The sequence below is a fragment of the Candidatus Pelagibacter bacterium nBUS_30 genome (assembly GCF_051201245.1).
In the GTDB taxonomy this organism is placed as follows: domain Bacteria; phylum Pseudomonadota; class Alphaproteobacteria; order Pelagibacterales; family Pelagibacteraceae; genus Pelagibacter.
In genome coordinates this window covers 577447-603806 of the sequence record NZ_CP172842.1, presented here as the reverse complement: position 1 = coordinate 603806, position 26360 = coordinate 577447, and the positions used below count along the sequence as shown (strand labels likewise).

Below are 26360 nucleotides of genomic sequence, written 5' to 3'. Positions count from 1 at the left end.
GCTTAATAGAAGTATTTTAAAGCAAAGAATAATACAATTGGTATTGTTATCAGAGACATAATTGTTGATACAACAATGGTGCTTGAAATATTATCAACAATTTCTTTTGGTGAATACATTGACGCAACCAAATAACACAATATTGCACTAGGCATTGAAGACTGCAACAACACAACACCAGCTGCTACACCAGTTAAATTGAATATCTTTATAACTACAAAACCAATAAAAGGACCAATAATTACTCTTCCAGTTGAAGTAATTAGAGCATCTTTAAAAGAAAATACCTTCATTTGAGTAAGTGCTACGCCCAAAGACATTAAAATCATTACAATCATACCGTATGCTAATAACATTACAGTATTCATAACAAACTGAGGGATAGGATGCTCAAAATATAATAATAAAACTGTGAATACAATTGCGTAAAATGCTGGACTCTTAAAAATTGTTTGAAAGTCAAATGCTCTCTTGGCTAAAAAAATGTTTAAAGTAAAGTGAAGTAATACTACAAGAGACGAAATTGCTGCAGCAATACCCATGCCCATTTCACCATAAGCAAATAAACAAATTGGAATACCCATGTTACCAGTGTTAGGTAAAATGAATGTTGGCAATTCTCTAATATAATCTTTTCTCATAATAATTAAAAAGATTAAACCAACAATTCCAAATGTAGTTAAAAGTATTATTGCATAAATAAAAAATTCTTTAAAAACATCAAAAGTTACACCTCCAGCAGTTAAAGCAAAAATTACTAGTGCCGGTGTACCAAAGTTACCAGAATAAGTAGTAATAAATGAGGTATCAAAATTTGGATTTTTTTTTCCTAAAAAAAAACCGATACCAACAATAAAAAATACTGGAAATAAAACTTCAAAGAGCTTTAAATAAATATCCATTAACCTAGCAATCTTATTAGTGCAGGTGGTTTTAGGATATTTTTATTGCTCTTAAATATGGATAAACAATTACTACAATTAAGCTCAGAAGTTTTGTGAGTAATAATAACAATTGTTGCTTTATTATTCTTTTTATCAGGTGTTTGAATAAGTCTTTTTACTGATATCTTATATTTAGCTAATCGATTGGTAATTTGAGATAAAACGCCTGGTTTATCTTTTACTTCAAATCTTAAATATAGAGAATTTACGTAATTATTAATATTATAGTTTTTTAATAATTTAAGCTTAGATACAGAAACTCCTAAAGGATTTTTAATATTTCCCCTTAAAATAGATAGCAAATCAGATAACAAAGCAGATGAAGTTGGACCTGGACCCGCACCTTCTCCTTGTAAAACACTTTCGCCCACAGGTTTTCCTTCAGTAATAACAGCATTCATAACACCAGTTACATTACCAATATAAGATTTCTTGCTTACAAGGCATGGATGAACAGTTTCAAAAAGTTGATTATTCTTTAATTCTGAAATTCCTAATAATTTAATTCTTAAATCCAACTGATTTGCAATTTTAATATCTTTAAGTTCAATTTTTTCAATACCTTCCATTAAACATTTATGTTTAGAAATTTTACTATTAAAAGCTAATGCAGATAAAATTCTTACTTTTGCAAAAGCATCAAAACCGTTTAAATCAAATTTAGGATTACCTGGTTCAGCGTAACCAAGTTTTTGTGCTTTTTTTAGAACATCTTTAAAACTTTGATTAGAACTTTCCATTTCAGAAAGTATATAATTGGTAGTCCCGTTTAATATCCCATATACTTTTGATATCTTATTTGTAGCAAGCCCTTCTTTGATAGTTCTTAATATAGGTATTCCTCCGGCAACAGAAGCTTCAAATTCTAAATTTACATTATTCAATTCAGCAATTTTAGCTAGGTAATTACCATGTTTAGAGATTAAGGCTTTATTTGGAGTTATCACATGAATTTTCTTTCTTAAAGCTGTTTCAACAACCTTTTTTGAAATTCCATCTGCCAACCCAATAGCTTCAAATAAAATATCAACTTTTTTTTTGTTAAGAATTTCTAAAGGATTTTTAAAAAAAATTTTTTTATCAACCTTAAACTGTCTTTTTTTATTAATATCTTTTGCTGAAACAGCAACAATATTAATTTTCTTACCAGTTTTCAGTTCTATATCTTTTTTTTTAGTATTTAATTCATTAAGTAAATAAATACCTACTTGTCCAAGTCCTACTACAGCAATATTTATTATATTTTTCATTGGCTTATATCTGGATATTTACTTTTTTTTATATAGTCATCTATGTAAATCTGATACTCTTCTTGTGTCAATGTTGTTATATCATTAGATTTTTTAAGTATTTCTGTTAGTTTTTTTTGATCAACTTTTCTTTTTTCAACATCTTCAGTCCAATATTTAGAATCTTTATTTAAAGAACAATTATTCAAAAATAAGAAAAATAATAGGGTAATAAAAAATTTCATTATAATGCTGTTTTGTATGGAAAATTAAATTTGATATTGAAATTTTGAATGGCTTGACCTGCCCCACCTTTAATTAGATTATCTATAACAGATAGTATAATTATCTTATTTTTAAATTTTGATTTACAAACTGATATGAAGCAATTATTTGTGTTAATTACATCGTCTGTACTAATTAAGCTATCTGCTTTTAAAATTTTAACAAAATTTTCTTTTTTGTAAAAGTCAGATAATTTTTTGATAACTTTTGATTGTGTAATTCCAGTTTCTAAATCGATATAAATAGTGCTCAAAATTCCTCTAAACATTGGTGTTAAATGGGGAGTAAAAGTAAAATTAATTTCTTTATTAGTAAACTTTTTTAACATTTGATCTATTTCAGAGTTATGACGGTGAAAACCAACACCATAGGCACTTAAAGATTCATAAAGATTTTTATCTTTATATTTTTTATGTACACCTCTACCCGCACCAGAATATCCAGATTTAGAATCCATAATAATATTTTTAAATTTTACTAAATTATTTTTAAACAAAGGTATTAATGGTAGTAATACTGATGTCGGGTAACAACCAGGACATGAAATAATTTGATATTTTTTTAGGTCTTTTCCATTTATCTCAGGAAGAGTGTATAGACTTTTTTTAATTAAATTTGGTGCTCTATGTTTTTGTTTATACCATTTTTGATAATCCGATCCTTTTTCCAATCTAAAATCAGCAGCTAAGTCTATTAAAGTAACATTTTTATTTAGATGTTTTGATATATCTTGTGCTTCTCCATTGGGCAGAGCTGTAAAAACAATATCAATATCTTTTAAAAGATTTTTATTAAATTTAATTATCTTTGGTAATTTTTTATTTGATAATGATTTTTCGTAATTAGAAATTTTCTTTCCAATAGAACTATTACCACAAAGATATTTAATATTTACGTATTTGTGTTTAACTAATAACTTGATCAGTTGAATACCAATATAGCCAGTTGATCCGGCAACTAATGCATTAAGCTTAGGCATAATTTATTATAGCAGTTTAAAATTAAAAAAAAATTATCTTTTCGAGAATTGGAAGCTTCTTCTAGCTTTTCTTTTACCAGGTTTTTTTCTCTCAACAGCCCTTGAGTCTCTAGTAGTAAGTTTTTCAGTTTTTAGAGTGGTTTTTAAATTTTCATCAAACATAACTAAAGCTTTAGAAATCCCATGTACCATAGCTCCAGCTTGTCCAGTTGGACCGCCACCACTAACACTGCATCTCACATCGTAATCCGTAGGTTGGTTAATGATATCAAATGGTCTTGTTATTTGAAGATGATGAAACTCACTGGAAAAATATTCATTAAATAGTTTACCATTTACATAAATTTTACCAGTTCCTTTTTTTAACCATACTTTTGCAATTGAAGTTTTTCTTCGGCCTGTAGCGTACTTGCTATCTTTAAAATCTAATTTAAGTTTTGGTGTTTTAGCTACTGTTTGAGTATTTTCCATCTTAATTTCTTACTAAATTTTTATTATTTAACTTACCTAATTCAATTACTTGAGGGTTTTGGGCTGAATGAGGGTGATCACTTCCAGTATAAATTTTTAATTTAGTTAATTGTTTTCTTCCCAACACACCACCTGGTAACATTCTTTTAACTGCAAGCTTTAATGTTTCACCTGGTTTTTTTTCATGTAATTTCTCTGGTGTAGTCTCTTTAATCCCGCCTGGGTGACCTGTGTGTTTATAATAGATTTTTTCCTCAAATTTTTTTCCAGTGAATTTTGCTTGTTCAATATTTTTTACAACAACAAAATCACCGTGATCCATATGAGGTGTATAAGTAGTTTTATTTTTACCTCTAATAATTTTAGAAATAACAGTTGCTAATCTACCAACAACTGCATTAGTTGCGTCTATTTCATACCAAGATGATGTTACTTGGTCTTTTTTTACAAATTTTGTCATTGTGCCAGGATTAATACTATTATTAATTGTAAAGTCAATTTGATATTTGGCTTGCATTAAAATGGTTATCTGCTAGAAGGTTGTTGCCGATTTGATCCTATTGCGGGCATATAACTGCTAAACAGGAATTTTTACAACATTATCGGTAGGCATTTGAACTGTATTGTGCGCCCTACATAAAGTTAAAGCACTAAAAAAGGAGTAAAAATGAGTACAAAAAGAAATAATCCAGAAACTATAGCAATTCATGGTGGAGACTACAGAAGCGACACTGCTACTAATGCTGTAGCAGTACCTATCTATAGAACTACATCATATCAATTCAATAGTACGGAACATGCTGCCAACCTGTTTGCCTTAAAAGAGTTTGGTAATATTTATACAAGAATCATGAATCCAACTAATGACGTATTGGAAAAAAGACTTGCGGCTCTCGATGGTGGTTTAGCTAGTTTAACCGTTTCATCTGGTCAAACAGCTTCAACTTTTGCAATATTAAATGTTGCTCAAGCTGGGGATAATATTGTTAGTTCTACAGATCTTTATGGTGGAACTGTATCTTTATTTACACATACTTTAAGCAAACTAGGTATTGAAGTAAGGTACGCAGACCCTTCTAATCCAAAAAACTTTGAAAAAGCTATAGATGATAAAACAAGAGCTTTTTATGGAGAAACTTTACCAAATCCATATTTGAGAGCTTTTCCTATCAAAGAAGTTTCAGATATTGGAAGAAAATATAATATACCACTAATTGTTGATAACACAGCTGCACCAGTAATTTGTAAGCCATTAGAACATGGAGCTGCTGTAGTTGTTTATTCACTTACAAAATATATAGCAGGACATGGAACTGTTGTTGGTGGAGCTTTGGTTGATGGAGGAAATTTTGATTGGACAGCAGATCCGAAAAGACAACCTCTTTTTAACGAACCTGATGCTAGTTACGGTGGTGTAGTTTGGGGCAAAGCTGTTCCGGAACTTACCGGTGCCAATGTATCTTTTGCAGTAAGAGCAAGAGTAACAATTCTAAGAGATCTTGGCTCAGCGCTATCACCTGATAATGCTTTTGGGGTAATTCAAGGCTTAGAAACAGTAGCTTTAAGAATGAAACAACATTGTGAAAATGCTTCTAAGGTTGTCGATTATTTAAAAAAACATAAAGCAGTAGATAAAGTAATTTATGCTACTGAACATAATGAAGAAATAAATAGTCGAGCTAAAAAATATCTCAAAGGTGGTTATGGTGCCCTAGTTGGCATTGAACTAGCTGGAGGTATTGAGGCAGGAAAAAGATTTATTGAGTCTTTAAAAATGTTCTATCATGTTGCAAATATAGGTGATGCTAGAAGCTTAGCAATACATCCAGCAACAACAACACATAGTCAACTTACTGAAGATGAGCTAGCTGCAGCTGGTGTAACGCCAGGTTATGTAAGATTGAGTATTGGTTTGGAGCATATTGATGACATTATCGATGATCTGGATCAAGCTTTAGAAAATTCATCTAAAGGTAAATTAAAAGCTGTTAGTTAATTTAAGATATATATGTCAACAAATAGAAACTAATTATTTTTTTCCTCATATTTAGATATGTAGAGGAAATATAAAGTCGATAAAATTATTAAAATAGAATTTATCTGGTGTAAAGATGCATAAATAATCTTTACTCCAGATAAAATTGTTAATACTCCTAATAAAATCTGCAAAAACAAACTTATTCCAATAATTAAAATTGGTCTTCTAAATATTTTATTTGTCTCCTTAAATATAGAAATTAACAAAAAAATATAAACTATGATAATTAGGTAAGCTAAATTTCTATGTAAAAATTGCACAATGGAAGGGTTATCAAACACAGAAATGTTTAAAAATTCAATTATTTTACTGTCATCTGGAAAATAAGAGACACCCATTAAGGGCCATGTATTATAAATAGTTCCAGCATCCATACCCGATACAAAAGCACCAATAATTAATTGTACAAATAACAAAACAAGAAAAAATTTAATGAAAATTAATCTAATTGAAGTACGGTTAATTTTTAGATTGGTCAATTTTAGAAAATTCCAAAAAACTATTGAAAGAATAATAAAGGCTGTAAATAAATGTATAGATAATCTATAGTGACTAACATCAATTCTATTTACTAAACCACTGGATACCATGTACCATCCAAAAAATCCTTGCAAGCACACTAAAATAAAAATTATACCATATCTTTTTACAACCCATAAACCATTTTTAATTGTAAAATACAGTAGTGGTAAAAATGCAACCAAACCAATTAATCGACCTAGTTGACGATGAACCCATTCCCACCAAAAAATTACTTTAAACTCATCTAAAGTCATATTAAAGTTTTGTTCCTGATATTCGGGGATTGTCTTATAAAGATTAAAATAATCTATCCATTTGTCATTTGTTAAGGGGGGAAGAAAACCTACTAATAATTCCCATGTAGTAATGGATAAACCTGAATCTGTTAATCTTGTTAAACCACCAACTAAGATAATTAAAATAATCAATAATAATAATATAAGTAACCAAATTTTTAATTGATAATTTATATTGCTATTCACACTGTACATATAGAGATAAATATAATAATTATAAATTAATCCAATAAATTAAATGTCGCCTAATAATAAAAAAAAATTAAATATAATTAGAGTTAAGCTTGATAAACTAGATAATAAGCTTCTTTCTCTAATTAAATACAGAACAGGCCTTGTAAAAGAAGTGCTTAAATTAAAAGAATTTAAAAAAGAAATTGTTGATCAAAAAAGAATTACTTTTATCCTTAACAAAATTAAAGGGAAATCAAAAAAATTAAAGATCGATCCAAAAATTACTAAACGAATATGGAAAAATATGATTTGGTCTTATATTGATTACGAAAGAAGAAATTTTAGAAAAAAATAATTACTTACTGTGTGGTGGAAGTTTTTTCTCCACAAAAGTTTCATGTTTTCTAGTAGCGGGATTATATTTTTTAGCAGACAGCTTTACTTTAGCTTTTTCACCACCAGCAGGTTTTTTAACATAATAAAAAAATGGACTGTCAGGTTTAGATTCTGGAACAAGTCTTACTTTTATGTGTGTTTTTTTTGCCATGTTATTTTAAGTTTTTTAAATTTTTAACAATTTTAGAAATTTTTACTAATTTATTTCTTAAATTATCTGCTTTTATAGAATTATTTGCAATTTCGTCAAGTTCTAAAGATTCACCACCATTTAGGATCTTTTTAACACCATTAATTGTCATACCCTGTTCTTTAAGAAGAAATTTAACTTTTTTGAGAAGATTAATACTGCTTTCATCATAATATCTTCTATTTGAGTTTAGAATTTTGGGTTTAATTTGCTTAAATTGTGTTTCCCAAAATCTAATCGTATGTGTTGGTAGCACACCTTTTTTATTAGTCTTTAGATTTAATATTTTTGCAACCTCACCTATTGTTTTGTAAGCGCTATCAGATTTATCCATTATCTTTTAAATTTATAAATTCTTTAAATTCTTTTGATGGCTTAAATAACACAACGTCTCTAGAAGATATCATTTTAGTTTCTTTAGTTTTTGGATTTCTGCCTATTCGAGATTTTTTTTGTCTAATTGAAAAAGTACCAAATTTAGATAATTTTAATTTTTTTTCATGCTTAATATTTGTGACGATTGTCGATAAAAAATCTTCGATAAGGTTTTCGGAAATTTGTTTTGAAAAACCTAGCTGCATATATACAAAATTAACTAAGTCTTTTTTAGTTAAGTTTATTCTCATTAATCTAAATATTTTGTTTAATCTTTTCTATCAAATTACCTTTTACAATTCTATGACAAACATCTAAAGAATTTGAAAAACCAACAAAATCTGTTCCACCATGACTTTTGACAACGGGCGAGTCTAAACCTATAAAAATAGCACCATTATACAACCTTGGGTCTAATCTTTTCTTAAATTTTTTAAGATTTGAGAAGTTTAATAGTGATGAAATTTTTCCAATTATTGATCCAGTCATTGCAGTTTTTAGTTCACTAGTTATAAAATTCGCAGTTCCTTCCGCAGTCTTTAGGGCAACATTTCCAGTAAATCCATCTGATACAATAACATTAACATTACCATCCATAAGATGGTTACCTTCTATATAACCGGAGAAATCATAATTATTTGATTTTTTTTCATTTAATAATTGATAAGTTTCTTTAATAATTTCATTTCCTTTTAATTCTTCAGAACCAATATTTAATAAGCCAACATTAGGCTGATCATTTGGATACAATGACGTATAAAGTGAAGCTCCCATAATAGAAAAATCTAATAAGTTTTTAGAACTGCACTCAATATTTGCACCCAGATCTAAAACAACACTCATTCCTTTTTTATTTGGCCATAAAGCTGATAATGCTGGTTTATCAATATTTTCTATCATCTTAAGATTAAGTTTTGAAATAACTAATAGCGCACCAGTATTCCCTGCAGAAACTACTATATCTGCTTCTTTATTTTTAACACTTTGTATGGCAAGCCACATACTGGTTTCTTTACCTCTTTTTGCTCCTTCCAATGGACTATCAGTACTTTTAACAATTTTATCTGTATGAATAATTTCATAAAACTTTTTATCAATTTTTGATCCAATCAATTGAATGATTTTATCTCTGTCTCCAAAAATTTTGTAAAAAATTTCTTTATTAGATTGGTGATTAAGGGTTATGCCCTCAATTACTTTTTTTGGTGAATTATCACCACCCATTGCATCTACTGCAATTTTAATTAAATCGGTCATTTTTAGTTATAATTAAATTACTCTTTTGGGTCTAAAACTTGTCTACCCTTATACATACCAGTCTTTAAATCCAGATGATGTGAAAGTCTATATTCTCCAGATTTTTTGTCCTCAACAATATTTTTGGTAGAGTACTTCATTGTTTGAGCTCTTCTCATTCCAGTTCTTGACGGAGTTTGTTTTCGTTTAGGTACAGCCATAATTATGGTTTACTTACACTTTTTATATAAGAATTCAAAGTTTTTTTTGATAAATTTTCATTAAATAACTCAAAATAATCAAGTAATTGATCAATATCTTCAAAATCACCTAAATAATTTGAAATTTTTTTTAACTTCTCTTTTTTTGGCATTTCTTCCCAAAAATGAATTTCAGAAACCATTAAATGAAATAAATTTAGGTAATTTTTCATTTTTTTATTAATTGATTGATCACCATAACCAATTTCTCTTATACTCAATTCAAGTTGTCTGAAGTTAAAATCATAAATTTCTTGTAAAACAATCTTATTTTCATCACTTTTAAAATTCTTTAAAAAAAATGAAAAATGTAACAAAAAAAGAGTTAATCTATCTGAAAAATTATCTTCTCTTTTTAAAGATTTGTATAAGTCTTTATTTCTAGAGAAATTAATCAAATTGTTATAAATATTAAGGTATTTATCGATCATGTATAAAATACTATATATAATTTTTTTGTCATTAATAGTTGCAAATTGTTCTTTTAAGAAAGTTGTTAAACATCATGGGGTACCCTATTTGGAAAAAAAACAATCTTCACTTATAATCAATAAATCTAATAAAAATGACATCAAAAAAATTTTAGGAAATCCTTCAACTACTAGTAAATTTGATACTGATGTTTGGATTTATATTGAGAGGAAACAAACTCAATCAAAGCTTAAAAATTTAGGAAGAATGAAAATTTTTCAAAACAATGTTCTTGTATTAGAGATAGATAGCTATGGAATATTAAAAAATAAAGAATTTTATAATAAAGAAGATATGAATAAAATAAAAATTGTTGAAAATACTACCGAAGTAGGATTTAGAAAAAAATCATTTATTTATGATTTTATGTCTAGTATGAGACAAAAGATTAATGACCCTCTTGGACAGAGGGCCAAAAAACGTAAAGAAATTAACCAGCGATAACTGCCAGTAAAAGCAACGCAACAATATTTGTAATTTTAATCATTGGATTTACAGCTGGTCCTGCCGTATCCTTATAAGGGTCTCCAACAGTATCACCTGTAACTGCAGCCTTATGGGCTTCTGAACCTTTTCCACCATGATTTCCATCTTCAATATATTTTTTAGCATTATCCCAAGCACCTCCACCAGCGGTCATAGAAACAGCTACAAATAAACCTGTTATGATAACTCCTAGTAACATCGCACCTACTGAAGCAAGTGCTGCTACTTGTCCACCAATAACGAGAATTATAAAATAAAGCACAACAGGCGACAAAACAGGAAGTAAAGATGGAATTATCATCTCTTTAATTGCTGCAACTGTTAAAAGATCGACTAATTTAGCATAATCTGGTTTTTGTTTTCTTTTCATAATACCAGGAAATTTTTTAAATTGTCTTCTAACCTCAACTACTACAGCTCCACCCGCTCGCCCAACAGCTTGCATACCCATTGAACCAAATAAATATGGCAACATTCCACCGATTAACAAACCAACCACAACATAAGGATTTGATAAGTCAAAAGTTACAACTATACCTTCAAGTTTTGATCCTGCTACACCAGAAAAATGCTTTATGTCTTCAACATAAGCAGCAAATAAAACAAGTGCACCTAAACCAGCAGATCCAATGGCATAACCTTTAGTTACGGCTTTAGTAGTATTCCCAACAGCATCTAAAGCATCTGTTGTTTTTCTAACTTTTTTATCTAAATTAGACATTTCAGCAATACCACCAGCATTGTCTGTAACTGGTCCATATGCATCTAAAGCAACAACCATGCCTGCTAATGCAAGCATTGTGGTAACTGCTATAGCAATACCATAAAGTCCAGCGATAGAGTTAGTAGCTAAAATTCCTGCAACAATAATTAATGCTGGAATAGCAGTTGCTTCCATTGAAACGGCTAGACCTTGAATAACATTGGTTCCATGTCCCGTTGTAGAAGAAGCAGCAACAGATTTTACAGGTCTATAATTTGTTCCTGTATAATATTCAGTAATCCAGATTAATAATCCAGTGATAACTAAACCAATTATTCCACAATAATATAAACTCATACCATTAAAGATTTTGCCATTAACATTATATTCAGTAGAAAAACCAATAACATGATCTGTAACAGGATATAAAATTACTATTGAAGATAAAGCTGAAACAACAAAGCCTTTATACAAAGCATTCATTACATTTTTGTCTTTACCAAGTTTAACAAAAAAAGTTCCTAAAATTGAAGTTAGAATACAAGCTCCACCAATAGTAAGTGGGTAAATCATCATACTCATATCACCTTGAAAAAATATTGAAGATAAAACCATTGTTGCAACTATAGTTACTGCATAAGTTTCAAATAAATCTGCGGCCATACCAGCACAATCTCCAACATTATCACCAACGTTGTCAGCAATAACTGCTGGATTTCTAGGGTCATCTTCTGGAATTCCAGCTTCAACTTTACCCACTAAATCAGCACCAACATCAGCACCTTTAGTAAAAATACCTCCACCAAGTCTAGCGAAAATTGAAATTAAGGATGCACCAAAACCTAATGCAACAAGTGCATTCACAATTTCTCTCTCATCAACATTATATTTTAATAATAAATAATAATAAACTGCTATAGCTAACAAAGCTAAACCAGCAACTAACATTCCAGTTACTGCACCCGATTTAAAAGCAACTGATAATCCTTGTGCAAGACCTTTTCTTGAAGCTTCAGCTGTTCTAACATTAGCTTCTACTGAAACTAGCATTCCAACATAACCAGCAATACCTGATAAGGCAGCACCAACAAGATAACCAAGCCCAACTAATGGACTAAAAGCAACACTAACAATTACTAAAACTACAACACCTACAATTGCAATTGTTTTATATTGTCTAGCAAGATAAGCTTTGGCACCAATTTGAATTGAAGATGCAATATCTTGCATCTTTGCATTACCTGCACTTTGATTTAAAATATTTTTTCCAGTAAAAAATCCATAAACAATGGATAAAAAACCAGCTGCGATTGTGTATAATAATATTGTCTCTACTGTTGTGCTCATAAAAACCTTAAGGTTATTGATTGTTAAATTTTAAGCCCGGACAATACAAAAAAAGCTAAAAAAGACAATAAATAACTTCTAAAATTGATGCTTATAACCTTTATTTTTAACAAGTATTTGCTTGTTTTTTTGATCAATAATCTCATTTTGTTTTGAGCCTGAGTTTATTTTACCAATCTTAGTTATCTTAATACCAAGATTTTTTGACGAATTTTGAATGATTCTATTTTTAGATGGGCTGGCTGTAAAAAGGATCTGATAATCATCACCATTAGATATATATTTTAATTTACTTAATTTTTTATCTTTTATTAATTTTATTAAATTTTTTGAAATTGGAATATCTTTTTCTTTTAAAGTATAGGATAATTTTTGCTTATTAATCATTTTATCTAAATCTGCGATAAGACCATCAGACACATCAATAGAAGTATTGGCAAATTTTAATAATCTTTTTGTTAAATTAATCTTAATCTCAGGGAGGTAATACTTATTAATAAAGTAGTCTTTAATTTTTTTTGAAACTTTAATTTTATTCTTTAAAAGTTGTAAACCAACAAAACTATCTCCTAAATTTCCGGTTACATAAATATCATCATTATATTTAGCTCTATTTCTATAAATTATATTTTTTGAGTATCCAACCGATGTAATAGAAAAGCTCAATTTATTTGAGAATGTTGTGTCACCACCACATAATAAAATTCCATATTTTTTTTGTTCTTCAGATAATGATTTAGAAATATTCAACAATTTCTTATGTGAAAATGTATTTTTATTACCTGACCCTGAAACAAAATAAAATTTAGGTGTAACTCCCTTACATATTAAATCAGATATAGAAGATCTTATAATTTTTTTTATTACAAGATCTGGTTTTTTAAAATTTAAAAAATGACTACCCTCATTATAGGTATCAATTGAAATAACTAAGCCTTTTTTTTTATCGAAAAAAACATCATCATTAAGATTTAGTGAAGATTTATTAGACTTTGCTAATTTTAAAAAATATTTTTTAATTAACTCAAATTCATGCATTGGAAGTTCGCAATTTTTTTCCAACATTGTCAAGAAGTGCGTTTAAATATTTTGTTTGTGAGTCATCTAAAAAGAAATTTGATGAATTTAAATATTCTTTAATTATAATATTAATAGATAAATTTGGTTTATACATGAATTCATATGTTGCAGCTTTTAAAATAGTTTGAAAAACTTTATCAAGGTTTTCTAAAACAAATTCATCACCAAGTTTATTGTTTAACTCATCATTAATTAATTCATTTCTTTCTATAGTTCCTAAAACTATATCCTTTATAAATTTTTTAAATCTATGCTTGGGAAATTCTATATTATCATCCTCATTATAAAATTTTCCATATAATTTTTGTATTATAATTACTCTTGGATTATTTTTAGGATTAAAATGAGTTCTCATTATTGTGACAAGATAGATAGCACTGCCTTAGAAGCCTCTGCACCTTTTTTTTTCTTTTTTTTGCTTGAGCCATGTTTAGACATGTTATAATTCCATTACCAATAGGTTTTTTATTTGTTATTGATAAATGCATTATAGCATTAGTTGATGCTTGAGATATAAAGTCAAAATGAGGTGTTTCACCTTTAATAACACAGCCTAATGCAATAAAAACGTCAAATTTTTTTATATTTTTTGATATTGTCACAGGTATTTCAAACACACCTGGAACTCTAATTATTTTAATTGAATTAGATTTTGGTATCAATTTTAGAGCACTTTCTAAAAGGCCTTTAGCAATGTCTTTGTAATAATCTGCAATTACTATTAAATATTTTTTTTTCATTAAATTATTTCTTGTTTAGTTATCTTTATACCATAACCATCTAAACCAATCACTTTTTTGGGAGACTTGCTAATTAAAGTCATGTTCTTAATCTTCAAATCTTTGATTATTTGAGCTCCTATACCATAATTTCTGATTAGTTTATCTTTACCCTTTTTATAAAAATCTTTATTCTTATAATCTTTTAGCGTTTGAGTTACTGATTTTAAATTAGTGTCTTTTATAAAAACAAGAACACAATTGTTAAACTTTTTAAAATAATTTAGCGTTTTGTTAAATGAATTTGGTAATTCTTGATTCATTAAATAATTTTGTACTACATTTGATGATATTACCCTTACTCTTGGAGTGATACCTTTTTTAATGTTACCTTTTATTAAAGCAAAATGTTCTGAGCCATCAAGTAGATTCTCGTAAATTCTAATTTTATATTTTTGATTTTTAACTTCAATATTGCTTTGTTTTTTTAACCTTACTAATTTTTCTTTTTTAAGTCTATAAGCGATTAAATCTTCAATTTTTCCAATTTTAAGATTATGTTTTTTAGCAAAATTAAATAAATCTTGACCTTTAGCCATTGTTCCATCTTCATTCATGATTTCACAAATAACAGCTGAATTATTTTTTTTAGCTAATTTAGATATATCAACTGATGCCTCAGTATGACCAGCTCTAACAAGCACCCCTCCATCTTTAGCTATTATTGGAAAAACATGGCCTGGAGAAACAATATCATTTTTTTTAACATTTTTTTGTGATGCAATTTTGATAGTTTTAGCTCTATCTTTTGCTGATATTCCAGTTGTAATACCTTTTTTTGCTTCAATAGAAATGGCAAAGGCAGTTTTGTTTCTTGACTGGTTGTTTGTAGACATTAACGATAAATTTAATCTTTTAGCCTGAAGACTATCAAGAGCTAAACAAATTAATCCACGACCATACTTAGCCATAAAATTTATGTTTTTAGCATTAGAGTTTGAAGATGAAATAATTAGATCGCCCTCATTTTCTCTTTTTTCATCATCAACCAAAATGAACATGCCACCTTTTTTAGCAACATTAATAATATTTTCTATCGTGGCAAAATTATTTTTTTTCATTAAAATAATTTTTAACGTATTTAGATAAGATATCTATCTCTATATTGACTAAACTATTCTTTTTAAGAGCTATCAAGTTAGTTTCATTATAGGTGTGTGGTATTATCCAAATTTGGAAACCTTTTTTTGTAATCTTTGAAATAGTAAGAGATATACCATTTATACATATTGATGCCTTCTCTATTAATTGTTTTTTTTGTTTGGGAGTAATAATGAAATTAAAAAGGTATGATTTATCAATTTTTTTGATATCTACAACTTTACCTACAGTGTCAACATGACCTTGGCATATGTGTCCGGAAATTTTTGTTCCATATTTGAGAGGCAATTCTAAATTAATAACATCTTTGATCTTTAAAAATTTAAATTTAGATCTTTTGATAGTTTCTTTTGAAAGATAGAATTCCATAACTTTGGATTTATAAGAAATTAGAGTTAAACACACACCATCACAGGCCACAGAAAGTCCAATATCTTTACTACTTAGTTTAAAGTCACTTTTAATAAAAACATTTAAACCTTTTGGTCTTTTTATGATTTTTGTTACAACACCCTGATTATAAATAATTCCATTAAACATATTTAGATCTTATGCAATATTACTGTGTCTTTGCCAAAATTTGATTTTAACTTTTTCTTATTTTTATACTTTTGTTTAAGAATTTTTAAACCATTAAATTCCCTGAAATCATTTAATTTTGGTAATTTTTTTGAACTCTTGAATAAATAAAATTGATTATATATTTTTTTTTCAAGTAAATAATTTGTTAAATCATTGCCACCTTCAATTAAAATATTTCTTGATCCTAAACTATAAAGTTTTTTCATGATTGTTTTTATTTCAAATTTCTTATCTTTAGTTATTTTTGATTTGATAAGAGTAATTTTACTTTTTTTTAATTCATCCACTTTTGATTTATTAGCTTCATTATAAAAAACAATAGTGTTGTCTTTCACTGCAGATTTAAATATATAACTTTTTGTATTAAGACTTAGTTTGTTATCTAAAACAATTCTTATAGGTGAAAAATTTCTCATATTTTTTAATCTACAATTCAATCTAGGATTATCTTTATTTAATGTTTTGTAAGAAATCATAATTGAGTCATTAGAATACCTTAAATAGTGTGTAAGTTTATCTGACAATTTATTTGTAATCTTTTTGTAACCTTTGCTGTAAATCAAATTATTTTTTGAGATTGCAATTTTACCTGTAATAAATGGTAGTTTATTTTTCTTATTATAAAAATATGAACTATAAAATTGCAAAATATCCTTTTTTAATAAGCCAGATTTAACCTTAATATCCTTCAATTTTAATATTCTTTCTGCTTTACCATAAACTCTTTTATCAACATCTTTAACTGAATAAATAACTTCAGAAATTTTAGATTTTATTATTGAATTAGTGCATGGTGATGTCACACCATAATGGCAACAGGGTTCTAATGTTACATACATTTTTGAACCCTTAAGATTTTCAGAACAATTGTTTATTGCATTGTATTCAGCATGAGGCCTTCCATTCAATGAAGTTCTACCAATTGATATGATGTTATCATTTTTAACAATTACACACCCTACTGAGGGATTTGACCCGGTAAGACCTTTTCTTGATATTGCCAAATCTAAGGCAAGCTCCATATATAAATGATCTTTAAATGAAAATTTATCTTTTTTTGTAGACATCTAGTTTGTCCACGAATTGTACAAAATCTTTTTCTTCTCTGAAATTTCTATACACAGATGCAAAACGAACATAAGCTACAGGGTCTAATTCTTTTAAGCCTTCCATGACCATAGTTCCTATTGTATTTGTTGAAATTTCACTTTGACCCAGTTCTTCTAAAGCTCTTGAAACTTTACTTATAAATTTTTCTGCAGTTTCAGTATCGATTGGTCTTTTTTTAAGTGCAATATAAATTGATTTAGAAAGTTTATCTCTATCAAAGGAAGATTTTCTTCCATTCTTTTTAATTACCATTATTTCTCTAAATTGAACTCTTTCAAAAGTCGTGAAACGAGCACCGCAAACACACAATCTTCTTCTTCTAATAGCTGTACCATCCTCAGTAGGTCTAGAGTCAACTACTGATGTTTCACCTTTTTTACAAATTGAACAAATCATTTATTACAGATTCTTATATATTGGAAATGATGAAGTTAAAGAAATTACTTCATTTTTGACTTCATTTTCAATTTTACTGTTATCAGATGGGTTGTCAGACAGTCCTTTTAAAGTTTTGGTGATCAATTCACCTACAGTTTTAAATTCATTTAACCCAAAACCTCTGGTAGTTGCTGCTTGTGTTCCTAATCTAATACCAGAAGTAATCATTGGTTTTTCAGTATCAAAAGGAATTCCGTTTTTATTGCATGTAATATTAGCTCTAGATAGACTTTCAGCAGCTAAATTACCTTTGACGTTATATGGTCTTAAATCTACTAACATTAAATGTGTATCAGTACCATCTGAGTAAATTTTAAAACCATTATTCTTTAAAGTCTCAGCTAACATTTTAGCATTTGCTAAAACTGATTGAATATAATCTTTAAATTCTGGTTGCAATGCCTCTAAAAAACCAGCTGCTTTTGCTGCTATAATATGCATTAATGGTCCACCTTGATAACCAGGAAATACAGCTGTATTAAATTTTTTAGCTAGATCTTCATGATTAGTCAAAATTATTCCTCCTCTTGCACTTCTAAACACTTTGTGTGTTGTTGAGGTTACAACATGAGCATGATCACATGGATTAGGGTAACCTTTTCCTGCTACTAAACCAGAAAAATGTGCCATATCTACCATTAAGTATGCACCAATTTTATCAGCTATGTCTCTAAATCTTTTAAAATCTATCACTCTTGAATATGCACTACCACCAGCTATGATTAATTTTGGTTTATGTTCTAAAGCTAGTTTTTCCACATTATCATAATCAATAAGTTCTGACTCTTTATCAACATCATAACCTATTGCATTAAACCATTTACCTGACATAGAAATTTTTAGGCCGTGAGTAATGTGACCACCTGAATTTAAACTCATACCCATAAATGTATCACCAGGATTTAATAATGCTAAAAATACGGCACCATTGGCTTGCGCACCTGAATGTGGTTGAGCATTTGCAAATTTACAATTAAATAACTCTTTTAATCTTTCAATCGCTAAATTTTCAGCTACATCAACATGTTCACAACCATTATAATATCTTTTCCCTGGATAACCCTCTGCATATTTATTTGTTAAAACAGATCCTTGTGCTTCCAATACAGCTTGGGAAACGATATTTTCAGAAGCTATTAACTCGATATGTTGTTGTTGTCTTAAGAGTTCATCTTGAATAGCTTTATAAAGTTGTGGGTCTTTTTTAGACAAACTATCCTCAAAAAAACTTTTGTAACTATCGTTTAAATAATTTTTTTCTCTAGACATAATTAAATCTTTTTAATTCTTTTAGAGTGTCTTCCACCTTCAAATTTAGTTTTTAAAAAAACACCAACACAATTCAAGGCATTTTTTTTGGTTAATAATCTTGATCCTAATGTAATGATGTTTGCATCATTATGCAATCTTGATAATTTTGTCGATTTTAAGTTAAAACATTGAGCGGCTCGTATATTTTTATGTCTATTCGCTGCAATATTCATTCCCATGCCAGAGCCACAAACTAAAATACCAATATTATCTTTATTGGTTTTCACTCTCTTAGCAACCTTATGAGCATAATCTGGGTAATCAACTCTATCAGCATTGTAAGGCCCCATATCTTGAAAAGATAATTTTTTTTTTGATAAATATATCTTAATAAATTCTTTTAATTTGTACCCAGCGTGGTCTGATGAAATAAATATTTTTCTCAAATTAATTAAATTTATGATCTAACACGCAAGCAACTAAGTGAATTCTATTTTCTTCACCACCATTAAACGCATTATGATATTTAGTATTATTTGTTATCCACACAGATCCATCAGCAGGTAAGTGTTTTGCAACATTATCTATAACCATATGACAACCAGGATTTGTAATAATTGGAATATGTAATCTAGGTTCTGGGTCTCTATGCCAACTTAATGTTGATCTGGGTTGTTTTAATAAAATTCTAATTCTTCCTAGTTTATATTTTGATGACAAAACATCAAAAACCTCTTTAAAGTATGTGTTTTTATAATCTTCAATAAATTCTGAATATGCAGACTCGTTAATACTTTCGTCTCTTATTTCTTCTTTGCCCGAAGAATCTGGGTAAGTCCAAAAAACTCCTCTAGCTTTATGACCTTTAATGGAATCAGGATCACCTGGTATTTGAGTTAAAGAAATAGCTCCAAAATTGGTTATACCTGTCGGACCATCAAAGTTTTTTATCTTTATAATTTCTTTGTATGCTTTTTGTAATTCTTCAATATTAAATTCTATGTCTTGCTTTTGAAAATCTTTAAAATTTAGCGTCATTATATTTGTTTTTTACCCTTAATAATTGTTTAATACCCTTTTTAAGTTATATTTGTATATTACATTTGTCGCATTTTAAAAGAAAATTAAAACATGATTACAGGAAAATATCCAGCTTTGAGACTTAGACGAAATAGAAAGAATTCTTGGTCAAGAAAGTTAATTCAAGAAAATACCTTAAGTTCAAATGACTTCATACTACCAATATTTTTGATAGATGGTTCAAACAAAAAAGAATCAATAGCATCTATGCCGGGAGTTTACAGATATACAATAAATAGACTTGCGCAGATAGTGGATAGAGCTATTGATAGTGGAATACCAATGGTGGCTCTTTTTCCTAAAACTAGAAATAGTTTAAAAAATGAGATTGGTTCTGAGTCGCTCAATGAAAATAATTTAGTTTGCAAAGCAATTATTGAAATTAAAAAAAAATATAAAAATCAAATAGGAATAATGTGTGATGTTGCGCTAGATCCATACACCTCTCATGGTCATGATGGGTTGATTAAATCAAATCAGATTATTAATGATGAAACAATTAAAGTCCTAATAAATCAGTCATTACTTCAGGCTGAAATGGGTTGTGATGTTTTGGCCCCTTCTGACATGATGGATGGAAGAATTGGAAAAATTAGAAAAGCATTAGATCAAGTAGGCTATCAAAATATTCAGATTCTTTCGTATGCTGCAAAATATGCCTCTAGTTTTTATGGGCCATTTAGAGACGCAGTTGGATCCAAAGGATCTTTAAAAGGAGATAAAAAAACTTATCAAATGGATTTTAGAAATAGTGATGAAGCATTAAGAGAAGTTGCTTTAGATGTTAAAGAAGGTGCGGATATGGTTATGGTGAAGCCAGGTATGCCCTATTTAGATATTATAAAATCAATTAAAGAAAAATTTAAGATACCAGTTTTTGCATACCAAGTATCTGGAGAATATAGCTTAATTTCTCATGCAATTAAAAAAAAACTAATTAATGAAGATGCTATTTATGAAAGTTTAGTTGCATTCAAAAGAGCTGGAGCAAATGCAATTGTCAGTTATTATGCTGATAGAATTAATAAAATTATAAAATAATTACTTAAAGGAATTTATAAATAGCAAACGACTATTTGGATAGTTTAAATTATTAGGCTTTAAAATAGTTTTATCCAAGTAATCACTAACTAATTTGAGTCCATTTAATAAAGTTTTTAAATCGTTTACCTTAAGATTTTTTTCAATTAAAAAATTAGGTACATATTTTTTTTCTGTAGAAGAAATAGCATAATACACAGTCTCATTTTCAACTATATCTTTTTCAACTAGTTTTTCTAATTCAAGGTCGTAACCAAGAATTTTAAGTAGCTCTAATTCCCAAAAAATATAATTTTTTAACCAATCACCGTTTTTAAAAATTGAAAAAAGATTATCTATTAAAACATAAACTTTAATATTTGATTGAGACTCAGCAGTTAGAATTTTAATCAAATTCATAGCAGATGTAATGCAGGATAATTTTTGTTTATGATCAAAGTATAAAGGACTATAAGCATTGATTATTTCAATTTTAAAATAACCTATTCTATTAACGTTTTTTGAATTATGATTAATATGCAATTTATTACCAATCTGAAGGTAATTTTTAATTTTTTTTGAAGTACCGCCAAAAATAATACCTGAAACTTTTCCATGATCTTTAGTGTACAGCTCTGTAATTAAAGAATTTTCATTATATCTATTTTTACTAATTAAAAAACCTTCATCTATCCAATTCATATTTCAATTATTTTATATTTTTAAAACATTCAATAGCAGCATTTTGTTCAGCATCTTTTTTTGATTTTCCTGATGAAATAAAATATTTTGTATCAGGAAGTTTTACACCAACTTTAAACATAGGTTTATGGCGAGGTCCTGTGTTTGAAATTAATTTATATGAAGGAAGTTTTTTGAATTTTTTTAAACTAAACTCTTGTAACTTAGTTTTTGCATCAATCTGTGTAATAATACTTTTTTTAATCTGGTTTTTCCATAATTCTAAAATAACTTTCTCTGCAATAGTTAATCCCTTATCAAGGAAAATAGCTCCTATTAAAGCTTCACAACAATCAGATACAATTTTATCTTCAATTTTAATTTTTTTATTTTTAGGATTAAAAGTTAATATAAATTTATCTAAATCAATATTTTTTGCTATTTCCAAGCAGGTAGTTTTATTAACTAAAGATGCAAATTTTTTATCAAGAATTCCTTCTTTTTCATTAGGATATATTTCTAATAATTTTTTTGATATAATTAAACCAAGAACACGGTCACCTAAAAATTCTATTTTTTCATTATTTTTATTTGTATCAAAACTTTTATGAGTAAGAGATTGCTTTAATAAGTCTAAATTTTTGAATTTAACATTAATTGTTTTCTCTAGTTTATGAATGTTTCTTATCATTAATTAATTTTATCAAATGTTCTATTAAATCTTATAGATTTATGCCATTTCCAAAAAGCAAAAATACTGCCTATTTTTCTGTCAGATGAAAAAAATATAAACTGAGCTTTTCCAACTAAATTATCTTTGTGCACGTAGCCAACACTTGTTAAATATCTACTATCCTTAGAGCAATCTCTATTATCTCCTAAAAAAAAATAGTGATTTTTTGGCACTGTAAATACATCAGAGTTTTGATATGTATAATCTTTTAGATAAACAGTATGAAATTTTTTTCCACTTGGTAAAATTTCCTCAAATTTATAAACATCAATAGTTCTGTTTCCACAATAAATTTTGTTTTTAATTAAAATTTTAGATTTCAAAATTTCACTACTATTTAAATACAAATTACTATTTATAAATTGAATTTTATCTCCAGGTAGACCAATTAATCTTTTTATATAATCGGTCCGATTGTCTGCTGGTGTTTTAAATACAACAACATCTCCTCTCTCTGGACTATTAAACAAAATTCTTTTATTCAATATAGTTGGACTAAAAGGAAAAGAATGTTTGCTATAGCCATATGAATATTTAGTTACGAAAAGTCTATCGCCTATTAGTAATGTGGGCTCCATAGACGATGATGGTATATAAAAAGGCTGGATTAATAGAGATCTAATAACAATTGCAATAATTAAAGCATATAAAAGAGTCTTTATATTTTCTGAAAAAAAATTTTTATCTAATTTCATTTTGATTGAATAATTGTAAATGCAGTTGAGTAATCTTTTTCATCAGAAATTGAAAGAAAGCAATTAAAATTTCTAACTTTAAATTTTTTTTGAATAATTTTGGTAATTTTATTGGTTATCAAATAATATGGTTTACCCAAAGTATCATTCATTATCACTATATCTTTGAAGTTTAAGTTTTCTCTAAAACCTGTACCTAAAGCTTTTGTAAATGCTTCTTTAGCAGCAAATCGTTTAGAAAAATAATTTACTTTGTTTTTTGACAAATTTGATTGTTTGAGTTCTTTATTGTCATAAACTCTGATCTTAAATTTGGTATTTCTTAAAGAATTTTTAATTCTTTTGTTTTCGATAATATCAACACCTATACCAAGAATTTTCATTATCTAATTCCTAATGATTTTTTTGAAATTTTTAATAACCTTTGATAGGCCAATAAAAACAGCTTCACCAATAATAAAATGACCAATATTGAATTCTTGAATTTCTTTAATTTTATTTAGTATTTTTGTTGTTTTATAATCCAGCCCATGACCAGCATGTACTTCAATATCAAACATATTTGCAAGTGCTGAACTATTTTTTATTCTATTCAACTCATGAGTATAATTTTTCCCCAATTTTATTAAGTTTGAAATTTTGCCTGTATGAATTTCAACACAATCTGTATCTAACATTTTAGATAATTTTATATCTTTAATTGACGGATTTATAAATAAGCTTGTTCTAATTTTAGCTTTTTTAAACTTTTTAATAATTGAGTTCAATTTTTTTTGATTTTTTTCTAAGTTTAATCCGCCTTCTGTTGTAACTTCTTTTCTATTTTCAGGTACAATGCAAATATAGTCAGGTTTTATTTTAAGGGCATTTTTAACAATTTTATCATTCATTGAAATTTCAAGATTAACTAAAACTTTTTTTAAATTACAAATATTTTTAGCATCTAAATCATTAATATGTCTTCTATCTTCTCGTAGATGAATAGTCACAGAGTCTGCGCCCATATTAATTACTTGGGTTGCTGCATAATATGGGTCTGGATGTTTTTCACCCCTAGCATTTCTAATAGTTGCTATATGATCTATGTTTACACCTAATCTTTTCACTTAATAAATCTACTTCCTGGTGTTGTGATAGGTATCAATTTAAGATTTTGTGGTAATTTTTTTTCACTAAATGTTGGAACGTCTATTTTTAGGTGAGATGTGATACCTGTTTTAATCTTGAGGGATTTTTTGGTTGATCTATCTATTATAGATGCGAATCCTAAAAGTTTAGCATTTGCCTTTTTAATTAATTTTACACATTCTAAACTTGATTTACCTGTTGTTATTACATCCTCTATTATTAAAACTTTAGCACCCTTTTGAATGCTAAAACCTCTTCTTAAAGTAAATTTTCCATTAACTCTCTCACAAAAAATTGTTTCTTTTTTTAAAAGTTTACCAACTTCATATCCTATAATTACTCCACCCATTGCTGGAGCGAGAATTAAGTCAATGTTTTTATATTTTTTTTTTATTTTATTTGCCAAAGATTTACAGATTCTTTCAGCTAAATTTGGAAAGCTCAAAAGTTTTGCACATTGTATATATTTTGAAGAATGCAATCCTGAAGATAATACAAAATGACCTTCTAAAAGAGCATTAGTCTTTTTTAAAATATTTAAGGATTTTTTGTGTGAAAGCATTTCTTTTATCTTCGTGTCTAATTATCTTAAATTTTATACCTTTTTGTTTGAGCACTGCAATAAAATTTGTGAAATTTTTAAGATTAGTAATGATTAATTTGAATTTAAAATTAATATATTTTGGATTTTTACCTGCCATTTCAACATTAGAAATATTCAACTTATGACTGCCAATTAAAGAACTAATATCACCAAGTTGGCCTGGTTGATCAGGTAATGAAATCCATAATGTAGTGTTGTATTTTTTTGCCTTCTCTTCTTTTTGCTCACCTTTATCATGCCAATACCTTCTGATAGCCGATCTAGCTTTGCCAGTTTTTGTTGTTGGTATCCAATGGAGTGATGGAGATTGATTTTTTGAAGTGATAATATTTACACTATCACCATTTCTTAATATATCCTGTAATTCAGATTTATTTCCATTTATTTCACACCCAATTGCTGTGTTACCTATTTTTGTATGTACCGCATAAGCAAAATCTATCGCTGTTGCGTCTTTGGGTAGTTTAATTACAGAGCCCTTAGGTGTAAAACAAAATACATTTTCCTGAAACATTTGTAATTTAGTGTACTCATAAGAATGTTCAGGATTTTCATTTTTTTCAATGATCTCAACAAGGTCTTTTAACCAATCGTATTCCTTCCAACTAACAGAATTAAATTTTTCTGATGATTTGTATTGCCAATGAGAAGCAACACCTCTTTCCGCAAATTCGTGCATTTCACGAGTTCTCATTTGAATTTCAATAGGTTTTTTATTTGATCCTATTACCGCTGTATGAATTGATTTATATCCGTTGATTTTAGGTGATGATATATAGTCTTTAAATTTACCTGGGATACAATTATATTTTTTATGAAATATGCCAAGAGTTTTATAACACTCATCAATATTATCTAATATTATTCTAAAACCAATGATGTCTGTAATTTGCTCCAAAGATACTCTTTTTTTTTGAACTTTTCTCCATATAGAAAACGGAGTTTTTTCTCTACCATAAATTTCTGGATTTATATGATGTTGATTTAAGATTTCACTTAATTCAAATGAAAGTTCTTCAAATATATTCTTTCTATCTAATTTAATTTCATCAAGTTTTTCTTTAATTAATTTCCTTGCCTCATAATTTAAAATTTCAAATGATAAATCTTCTAACTCATCTCTAATTCTGTGCATGCCCATTCTATCGGCTAATGGTGCGTAAATTTCCATTGTTTCTTGAGCAATTCTTTTTCTTTTTTCCTCTTTTGTGATAGCTTTAATTGTCCTCATGTTGTGAAGACGGTCAGCTATTTTTACTAATAAAACCCTAATATCTTTAGATGTTGCTAAGATTAATTTTCTAAAATTTTCTACTTTCGAATTGCCCCCAGCAGTATTTTCAAAAACTGAAATCTTTGTTACACCATCAACCAAGTCAGCAACTTCATCACCAAATTCGCTTTTAATAGTTTCGTATGTGGCAAAAGTATCTTCTATGGTATCGTGCAACAATCCAGTAGTAATAGTTGCACTGTCTAACTTTAAATCTGTCAAAATATTTGCAACTTCAATAGGGTGAACAGAATATGGGTCACCAGATGCTCTTTTTTGATTTTGATGAGCCTTTACTGCAAAATTATAAGCTTTATCTAATTTTTCTAAATTTAAAAATTTATTATATCCTTTAATCTTATTTATTAATTCACTAGAGTTAAGCATCATTCATTATAACACT

The 26360-nt window shown here is 27.9% G+C and carries 35 protein-coding genes and 1 riboswitch; of the genes, 4 read left to right on the top strand and 31 right to left on the bottom strand.

The genetic code is table 11. From position 1 onward, the window contains the following. Positions 1-2: 2 nt before the first annotated feature. The 6 genes from ACIJYE_RS03285 to rplM are packed head-to-tail and all read right to left on the bottom strand — an operon-like array spanning position 3 to position 4368. Positions 3-902 carry an AEC family transporter gene (locus ACIJYE_RS03285; protein ID WP_435091164.1) on the bottom strand — a complete coding sequence of 300 codons (900 nt, stop codon included), beginning with the start codon at positions 900-902 and terminating at the stop codon, positions 3-5. After that, entirely contained in the window at positions 902-2194 is a 1293-nt protein-coding gene (locus ACIJYE_RS03280) for a homoserine dehydrogenase (protein WP_435091163.1), read from the bottom strand. The genes ACIJYE_RS03285 and ACIJYE_RS03280 overlap by 1 nt, the downstream gene beginning before the upstream one ends. Beyond that, complete coding sequence (locus ACIJYE_RS03275; protein WP_435091162.1) at positions 2191-2418, bottom strand: hypothetical protein; 228 nt, start codon at positions 2416-2418, stop codon at positions 2191-2193. Before ACIJYE_RS03275 ends, ACIJYE_RS03280 begins: the two co-directional genes overlap by 4 nt. Next, the gene (gene argC, locus ACIJYE_RS03270; protein ID WP_435091161.1) at positions 2418-3437 is read right to left on the bottom strand and encodes an N-acetyl-gamma-glutamyl-phosphate reductase; all 1020 of its coding nucleotides are present in this window, start codon (positions 3435-3437) and stop codon (positions 2418-2420) included. The genes ACIJYE_RS03275 and argC overlap by 1 nt, the downstream gene beginning before the upstream one ends. Positions 3438-3470: 33 nt before the next feature. Continuing rightward, complete coding sequence (gene rpsI / locus ACIJYE_RS03265; protein ID WP_435091160.1) at positions 3471-3908, bottom strand: 30S ribosomal protein S9; 438 nt, start codon at positions 3906-3908, stop codon at positions 3471-3473. A 1-nt stretch (position 3909) separates the two neighbouring features. Beyond that, positions 3910-4368 (bottom strand): 50S ribosomal protein L13, encoded by a 459-nt coding sequence (rplM, locus tag ACIJYE_RS03260; protein WP_435091260.1) that lies wholly within the window; start codon positions 4366-4368, stop codon positions 3910-3912. 138 nt (positions 4369-4506) lie between these two features. Beyond that, a riboswitch (SAM riboswitch) is annotated at positions 4507-4573 on the top strand. Positions 4574-4575: 2 nt separating this feature from the next. Here rplM and ACIJYE_RS03255 point away from each other — a divergent pair. After that, entirely contained in the window at positions 4576-5904 is a 1329-nt protein-coding gene (locus ACIJYE_RS03255) for an O-acetylhomoserine aminocarboxypropyltransferase/cysteine synthase family protein (RefSeq protein ID WP_435091159.1), read from the top strand. 29 nt (positions 5905-5933) lie between these two features. On the opposite strand, the gene ACIJYE_RS03250 is transcribed toward ACIJYE_RS03255, so the two are convergent. Continuing rightward, positions 5934-6959: a COX15/CtaA family protein gene (locus tag ACIJYE_RS03250; protein WP_435091158.1), complete on the bottom strand. Its 1026-nt coding sequence runs from the start codon at positions 6957-6959 to the stop codon at positions 5934-5936. Positions 6960-7002: 43 nt separating this feature from the next. Here ACIJYE_RS03250 and ACIJYE_RS03245 point away from each other — a divergent pair, with 43 nt between their 5' ends. Then, complete coding sequence (locus ACIJYE_RS03245; RefSeq protein WP_435091157.1) at positions 7003-7293, top strand: chorismate mutase; 291 nt, start codon at positions 7003-7005, stop codon at positions 7291-7293. Here the strand turns inward: ACIJYE_RS03245 and ACIJYE_RS03240 are convergent, their stop codons facing one another. The 6 genes from ACIJYE_RS03240 to ACIJYE_RS03215 are packed head-to-tail and all read right to left on the bottom strand — an operon-like array spanning position 7294 to position 9826. Beyond that, the gene (locus ACIJYE_RS03240; RefSeq protein ID WP_435091156.1) at positions 7294-7485 is read right to left on the bottom strand and encodes a 50S ribosomal protein L33; all 192 of its coding nucleotides are present in this window, start codon (positions 7483-7485) and stop codon (positions 7294-7296) included. A 1-nt stretch (position 7486) separates the two neighbouring features. Continuing rightward, entirely contained in the window at positions 7487-7858 is a 372-nt protein-coding gene (locus ACIJYE_RS03235; protein ID WP_435091155.1) for a MerR family transcriptional regulator, read from the bottom strand. Continuing rightward, the gene (locus ACIJYE_RS03230) at positions 7851-8150 is read right to left on the bottom strand and encodes an integration host factor subunit alpha (RefSeq protein WP_435091154.1); all 300 of its coding nucleotides are present in this window, start codon (positions 8148-8150) and stop codon (positions 7851-7853) included. Before ACIJYE_RS03230 ends, ACIJYE_RS03235 begins: the two co-directional genes overlap by 8 nt. Positions 8151-8154: 4 nt before the next feature. Then, positions 8155-9156, bottom strand: coding sequence for a phosphate acyltransferase PlsX (gene plsX / locus ACIJYE_RS03225; RefSeq protein WP_435091153.1), 1002 nt, complete (start codon positions 9154-9156; stop codon positions 8155-8157). A gap of 17 nt (positions 9157-9173) precedes the next feature. Next, positions 9174-9356: a 50S ribosomal protein L32 gene (gene rpmF, locus ACIJYE_RS03220; protein ID WP_008544930.1), complete on the bottom strand. Its 183-nt coding sequence runs from the start codon at positions 9354-9356 to the stop codon at positions 9174-9176. 2 nt (positions 9357-9358) lie between these two features. Next, complete coding sequence (locus ACIJYE_RS03215) at positions 9359-9826, bottom strand: ubiquinol-cytochrome C chaperone family protein (RefSeq protein WP_435091152.1); 468 nt, start codon at positions 9824-9826, stop codon at positions 9359-9361. On the opposite strand from ACIJYE_RS03215, the gene bamE reads away from it, so the two are divergent. Then, entirely contained in the window at positions 9825-10310 is a 486-nt protein-coding gene (gene bamE / locus ACIJYE_RS03210) for an outer membrane protein assembly factor BamE domain-containing protein (RefSeq protein ID WP_435091151.1), read from the top strand. The genes ACIJYE_RS03215 and bamE overlap by 2 nt on opposite strands. Here the strand turns inward: bamE and ACIJYE_RS03205 are convergent. The 11 genes from ACIJYE_RS03205 to ACIJYE_RS03155 all read right to left on the bottom strand — a co-directional run bounded on the left by ACIJYE_RS03205 (position 10297) and on the right by ACIJYE_RS03155 (position 19781). Beyond that, positions 10297-12402, bottom strand: coding sequence for a sodium-translocating pyrophosphatase (locus tag ACIJYE_RS03205; RefSeq protein WP_435091149.1), 2106 nt, complete (start codon positions 12400-12402; stop codon positions 10297-10299). The genes bamE and ACIJYE_RS03205 overlap by 14 nt on opposite strands. A gap of 78 nt (positions 12403-12480) precedes the next feature. Continuing rightward, on the bottom strand, positions 12481-13467 hold the full coding sequence (gene thiL, locus ACIJYE_RS03200; RefSeq protein ID WP_435091148.1) for a thiamine-phosphate kinase: 987 nt from the start codon (positions 13465-13467) through the stop codon (positions 12481-12483). Further along, entirely contained in the window at positions 13433-13837 is a 405-nt protein-coding gene (locus ACIJYE_RS03195; RefSeq protein WP_435091147.1) for a transcription antitermination factor NusB, read from the bottom strand. The genes thiL and ACIJYE_RS03195 overlap by 35 nt, the downstream gene beginning before the upstream one ends. After that, positions 13821-14222 carry a 6,7-dimethyl-8-ribityllumazine synthase gene (gene ribH, locus ACIJYE_RS03190; protein ID WP_435091146.1) on the bottom strand — a complete coding sequence of 134 codons (402 nt, stop codon included), beginning with the start codon at positions 14220-14222 and terminating at the stop codon, positions 13821-13823. The genes ACIJYE_RS03195 and ribH overlap by 17 nt, the downstream gene beginning before the upstream one ends. Further along, complete coding sequence (gene ribB, locus ACIJYE_RS03185; protein WP_435091145.1) at positions 14222-15322, bottom strand: 3,4-dihydroxy-2-butanone-4-phosphate synthase; 1101 nt, start codon at positions 15320-15322, stop codon at positions 14222-14224. The genes ribH and ribB overlap by 1 nt, the downstream gene beginning before the upstream one ends. Further along, positions 15309-15902 (bottom strand): riboflavin synthase, encoded by a 594-nt coding sequence (locus tag ACIJYE_RS03180; RefSeq protein WP_435091144.1) that lies wholly within the window; start codon positions 15900-15902, stop codon positions 15309-15311. The genes ribB and ACIJYE_RS03180 overlap by 14 nt, the downstream gene beginning before the upstream one ends. Before the next feature lie 2 nt (positions 15903-15904). After that, on the bottom strand, positions 15905-17011 hold the full coding sequence (gene ribD / locus ACIJYE_RS03175) for a bifunctional diaminohydroxyphosphoribosylaminopyrimidine deaminase/5-amino-6-(5-phosphoribosylamino)uracil reductase RibD (protein WP_435091143.1): 1107 nt from the start codon (positions 17009-17011) through the stop codon (positions 15905-15907). Beyond that, positions 16992-17450 carry a transcriptional regulator NrdR gene (nrdR, locus tag ACIJYE_RS03170; protein WP_435091142.1) on the bottom strand — a complete coding sequence of 153 codons (459 nt, stop codon included), beginning with the start codon at positions 17448-17450 and terminating at the stop codon, positions 16992-16994. The genes ribD and nrdR overlap by 20 nt, the downstream gene beginning before the upstream one ends. 3 nt (positions 17451-17453) lie before the next feature. Continuing rightward, positions 17454-18761, bottom strand: coding sequence for a serine hydroxymethyltransferase (gene glyA, locus ACIJYE_RS03165; protein WP_435091141.1), 1308 nt, complete (start codon positions 18759-18761; stop codon positions 17454-17456). 2 nt (positions 18762-18763) lie between these two features. Then, the gene (gene rpiB, locus ACIJYE_RS03160) at positions 18764-19189 is read right to left on the bottom strand and encodes a ribose 5-phosphate isomerase B (RefSeq protein ID WP_435091140.1); all 426 of its coding nucleotides are present in this window, start codon (positions 19187-19189) and stop codon (positions 18764-18766) included. A gap of 1 nt (position 19190) precedes the next feature. Next, positions 19191-19781, bottom strand: coding sequence for an aspartyl/asparaginyl beta-hydroxylase domain-containing protein (locus tag ACIJYE_RS03155; protein WP_435091139.1), 591 nt, complete (start codon positions 19779-19781; stop codon positions 19191-19193). Positions 19782-19874: 93 nt separating this feature from the next. On the opposite strand from ACIJYE_RS03155, the gene hemB reads away from it, so the two are divergent. Beyond that, entirely contained in the window at positions 19875-20864 is a 990-nt protein-coding gene (hemB, locus tag ACIJYE_RS03150) for a porphobilinogen synthase (RefSeq protein WP_435091138.1), read from the top strand. Here hemB and recO read toward each other — a convergent pair whose 3' ends face one another. The 7 genes from recO to ACIJYE_RS03115 are packed head-to-tail and all read right to left on the bottom strand — an operon-like array spanning position 20865 to position 26344. Further along, positions 20865-21545 carry a DNA repair protein RecO gene (gene recO, locus ACIJYE_RS03145; protein WP_435091137.1) on the bottom strand — a complete coding sequence of 227 codons (681 nt, stop codon included), beginning with the start codon at positions 21543-21545 and terminating at the stop codon, positions 20865-20867. 7 nt (positions 21546-21552) lie between these two features. After that, a complete protein-coding gene (gene rnc, locus ACIJYE_RS03140; protein ID WP_435091136.1) occupies positions 21553-22215 on the bottom strand; it encodes a ribonuclease III in 663 nt (220 codons plus the stop codon). Next, on the bottom strand, positions 22215-22952 hold the full coding sequence (gene lepB / locus ACIJYE_RS03135; RefSeq protein WP_435091135.1) for a signal peptidase I: 738 nt from the start codon (positions 22950-22952) through the stop codon (positions 22215-22217). Before lepB ends, rnc begins: the two co-directional genes overlap by 1 nt. Continuing rightward, entirely contained in the window at positions 22949-23335 is a 387-nt protein-coding gene (acpS, locus tag ACIJYE_RS03130; RefSeq protein ID WP_435091134.1) for a holo-ACP synthase, read from the bottom strand. The genes lepB and acpS overlap by 4 nt, the downstream gene beginning before the upstream one ends. 3 nt (positions 23336-23338) lie before the next feature. After that, positions 23339-24058 (bottom strand): pyridoxine 5'-phosphate synthase, encoded by a 720-nt coding sequence (locus tag ACIJYE_RS03125; protein ID WP_435091133.1) that lies wholly within the window; start codon positions 24056-24058, stop codon positions 23339-23341. Continuing rightward, entirely contained in the window at positions 24055-24642 is a 588-nt protein-coding gene (pyrE, locus tag ACIJYE_RS03120; protein WP_435091132.1) for an orotate phosphoribosyltransferase, read from the bottom strand. The genes ACIJYE_RS03125 and pyrE overlap by 4 nt, the downstream gene beginning before the upstream one ends. Continuing rightward, a complete protein-coding gene (locus ACIJYE_RS03115) occupies positions 24599-26344 on the bottom strand; it encodes a RelA/SpoT family protein (RefSeq protein WP_435091258.1) in 1746 nt (581 codons plus the stop codon). The genes pyrE and ACIJYE_RS03115 overlap by 44 nt, the downstream gene beginning before the upstream one ends. Positions 26345-26360: the final 16 nt, after the last annotated feature.

What these genes read in the sequence shown, in the direction of transcription:
- ribD (WP_435091143.1), bottom strand. Translation starts at nt 17,011, where the DNA reads ATGTCTACAAAAAAAGATAAATTTTCATTTAAAGATCATTTATATATG.
- ACIJYE_RS03285 (WP_435091164.1), bottom strand. Translation starts at nt 902, where the DNA reads ATGGATATTTATTTAAAGCTCTTTGAAGTTTTATTTCCAGTATTTTTT.
- ACIJYE_RS03245 (WP_435091157.1), top strand. Translation starts at nt 7,003, where the DNA reads ATGTCGCCTAATAATAAAAAAAAATTAAATATAATTAGAGTTAAGCTT.
- ACIJYE_RS03180 (WP_435091144.1), bottom strand. Translation starts at nt 15,902, where the DNA reads ATGTTTAATGGAATTATTTATAATCAGGGTGTTGTAACAAAAATCATA.
- rplM (WP_435091260.1), bottom strand. Translation starts at nt 4,368, where the DNA reads ATGACAAAATTTGTAAAAAAAGACCAAGTAACATCATCTTGGTATGAA.
- ACIJYE_RS03235 (WP_435091155.1), bottom strand. Translation starts at nt 7,858, where the DNA reads ATGGATAAATCTGATAGCGCTTACAAAACAATAGGTGAGGTTGCAAAA.
- ACIJYE_RS03195 (WP_435091147.1), bottom strand. Translation starts at nt 13,837, where the DNA reads ATGAGAACTCATTTTAATCCTAAAAATAATCCAAGAGTAATTATAATA.
- ACIJYE_RS03255 (WP_435091159.1), top strand. Translation starts at nt 4,576, where the DNA reads ATGAGTACAAAAAGAAATAATCCAGAAACTATAGCAATTCATGGTGGA.
- rpmF (WP_008544930.1), bottom strand. Translation starts at nt 9,356, where the DNA reads ATGGCTGTACCTAAACGAAAACAAACTCCGTCAAGAACTGGAATGAGA.
- rpsI (WP_435091160.1), bottom strand. Translation starts at nt 3,908, where the DNA reads ATGGAAAATACTCAAACAGTAGCTAAAACACCAAAACTTAAATTAGAT.
- acpS (WP_435091134.1), bottom strand. Translation starts at nt 23,335, where the DNA reads ATGAAAATTCTTGGTATAGGTGTTGATATTATCGAAAACAAAAGAATT.
- ACIJYE_RS03205 (WP_435091149.1), bottom strand. Translation starts at nt 12,402, where the DNA reads ATGAGCACAACAGTAGAGACAATATTATTATACACAATCGCAGCTGGT.
- nrdR (WP_435091142.1), bottom strand. Translation starts at nt 17,450, where the DNA reads ATGATTTGTTCAATTTGTAAAAAAGGTGAAACATCAGTAGTTGACTCT.
- ACIJYE_RS03115 (WP_435091258.1), bottom strand. Translation starts at nt 26,344, where the DNA reads ATGCTTAACTCTAGTGAATTAATAAATAAGATTAAAGGATATAATAAA.
- thiL (WP_435091148.1), bottom strand. Translation starts at nt 13,467, where the DNA reads ATGTTGGAAAAAAATTGCGAACTTCCAATGCATGAATTTGAGTTAATT.
- rnc (WP_435091136.1), bottom strand. Translation starts at nt 22,215, where the DNA reads ATGATAAGAAACATTCATAAACTAGAGAAAACAATTAATGTTAAATTC.
- bamE (WP_435091151.1), top strand. Translation starts at nt 9,825, where the DNA reads ATGTATAAAATACTATATATAATTTTTTTGTCATTAATAGTTGCAAAT.
- argC (WP_435091161.1), bottom strand. Translation starts at nt 3,437, where the DNA reads ATGCCTAAGCTTAATGCATTAGTTGCCGGATCAACTGGCTATATTGGT.
- ACIJYE_RS03155 (WP_435091139.1), bottom strand. Translation starts at nt 19,781, where the DNA reads ATGACGCTAAATTTTAAAGATTTTCAAAAGCAAGACATAGAATTTAAT.
- ribH (WP_435091146.1), bottom strand. Translation starts at nt 14,222, where the DNA reads ATGAAAAAAAAATATTTAATAGTAATTGCAGATTATTACAAAGACATT.
- recO (WP_435091137.1), bottom strand. Translation starts at nt 21,545, where the DNA reads ATGAATTGGATAGATGAAGGTTTTTTAATTAGTAAAAATAGATATAAT.
- ACIJYE_RS03240 (WP_435091156.1), bottom strand. Translation starts at nt 7,485, where the DNA reads ATGGCAAAAAAAACACACATAAAAGTAAGACTTGTTCCAGAATCTAAA.
- pyrE (WP_435091132.1), bottom strand. Translation starts at nt 24,642, where the DNA reads ATGCTTTCACACAAAAAATCCTTAAATATTTTAAAAAAGACTAATGCT.
- ACIJYE_RS03280 (WP_435091163.1), bottom strand. Translation starts at nt 2,194, where the DNA reads ATGAAAAATATAATAAATATTGCTGTAGTAGGACTTGGACAAGTAGGT.
- hemB (WP_435091138.1), top strand. Translation starts at nt 19,875, where the DNA reads ATGATTACAGGAAAATATCCAGCTTTGAGACTTAGACGAAATAGAAAG.
- ACIJYE_RS03250 (WP_435091158.1), bottom strand. Translation starts at nt 6,959, where the DNA reads ATGTACAGTGTGAATAGCAATATAAATTATCAATTAAAAATTTGGTTA.
- ribB (WP_435091145.1), bottom strand. Translation starts at nt 15,322, where the DNA reads ATGAAAAAAAATAATTTTGCCACGATAGAAAATATTATTAATGTTGCT.
- ACIJYE_RS03230 (WP_435091154.1), bottom strand. Translation starts at nt 8,150, where the DNA reads ATGAGAATAAACTTAACTAAAAAAGACTTAGTTAATTTTGTATATATG.
- glyA (WP_435091141.1), bottom strand. Translation starts at nt 18,761, where the DNA reads ATGTCTAGAGAAAAAAATTATTTAAACGATAGTTACAAAAGTTTTTTT.
- ACIJYE_RS03215 (WP_435091152.1), bottom strand. Translation starts at nt 9,826, where the DNA reads ATGATCGATAAATACCTTAATATTTATAACAATTTGATTAATTTCTCT.
- plsX (WP_435091153.1), bottom strand. Translation starts at nt 9,156, where the DNA reads ATGACCGATTTAATTAAAATTGCAGTAGATGCAATGGGTGGTGATAAT.
- lepB (WP_435091135.1), bottom strand. Translation starts at nt 22,952, where the DNA reads ATGAAATTAGATAAAAATTTTTTTTCAGAAAATATAAAGACTCTTTTA.
- ACIJYE_RS03275 (WP_435091162.1), bottom strand. Translation starts at nt 2,418, where the DNA reads ATGAAATTTTTTATTACCCTATTATTTTTCTTATTTTTGAATAATTGT.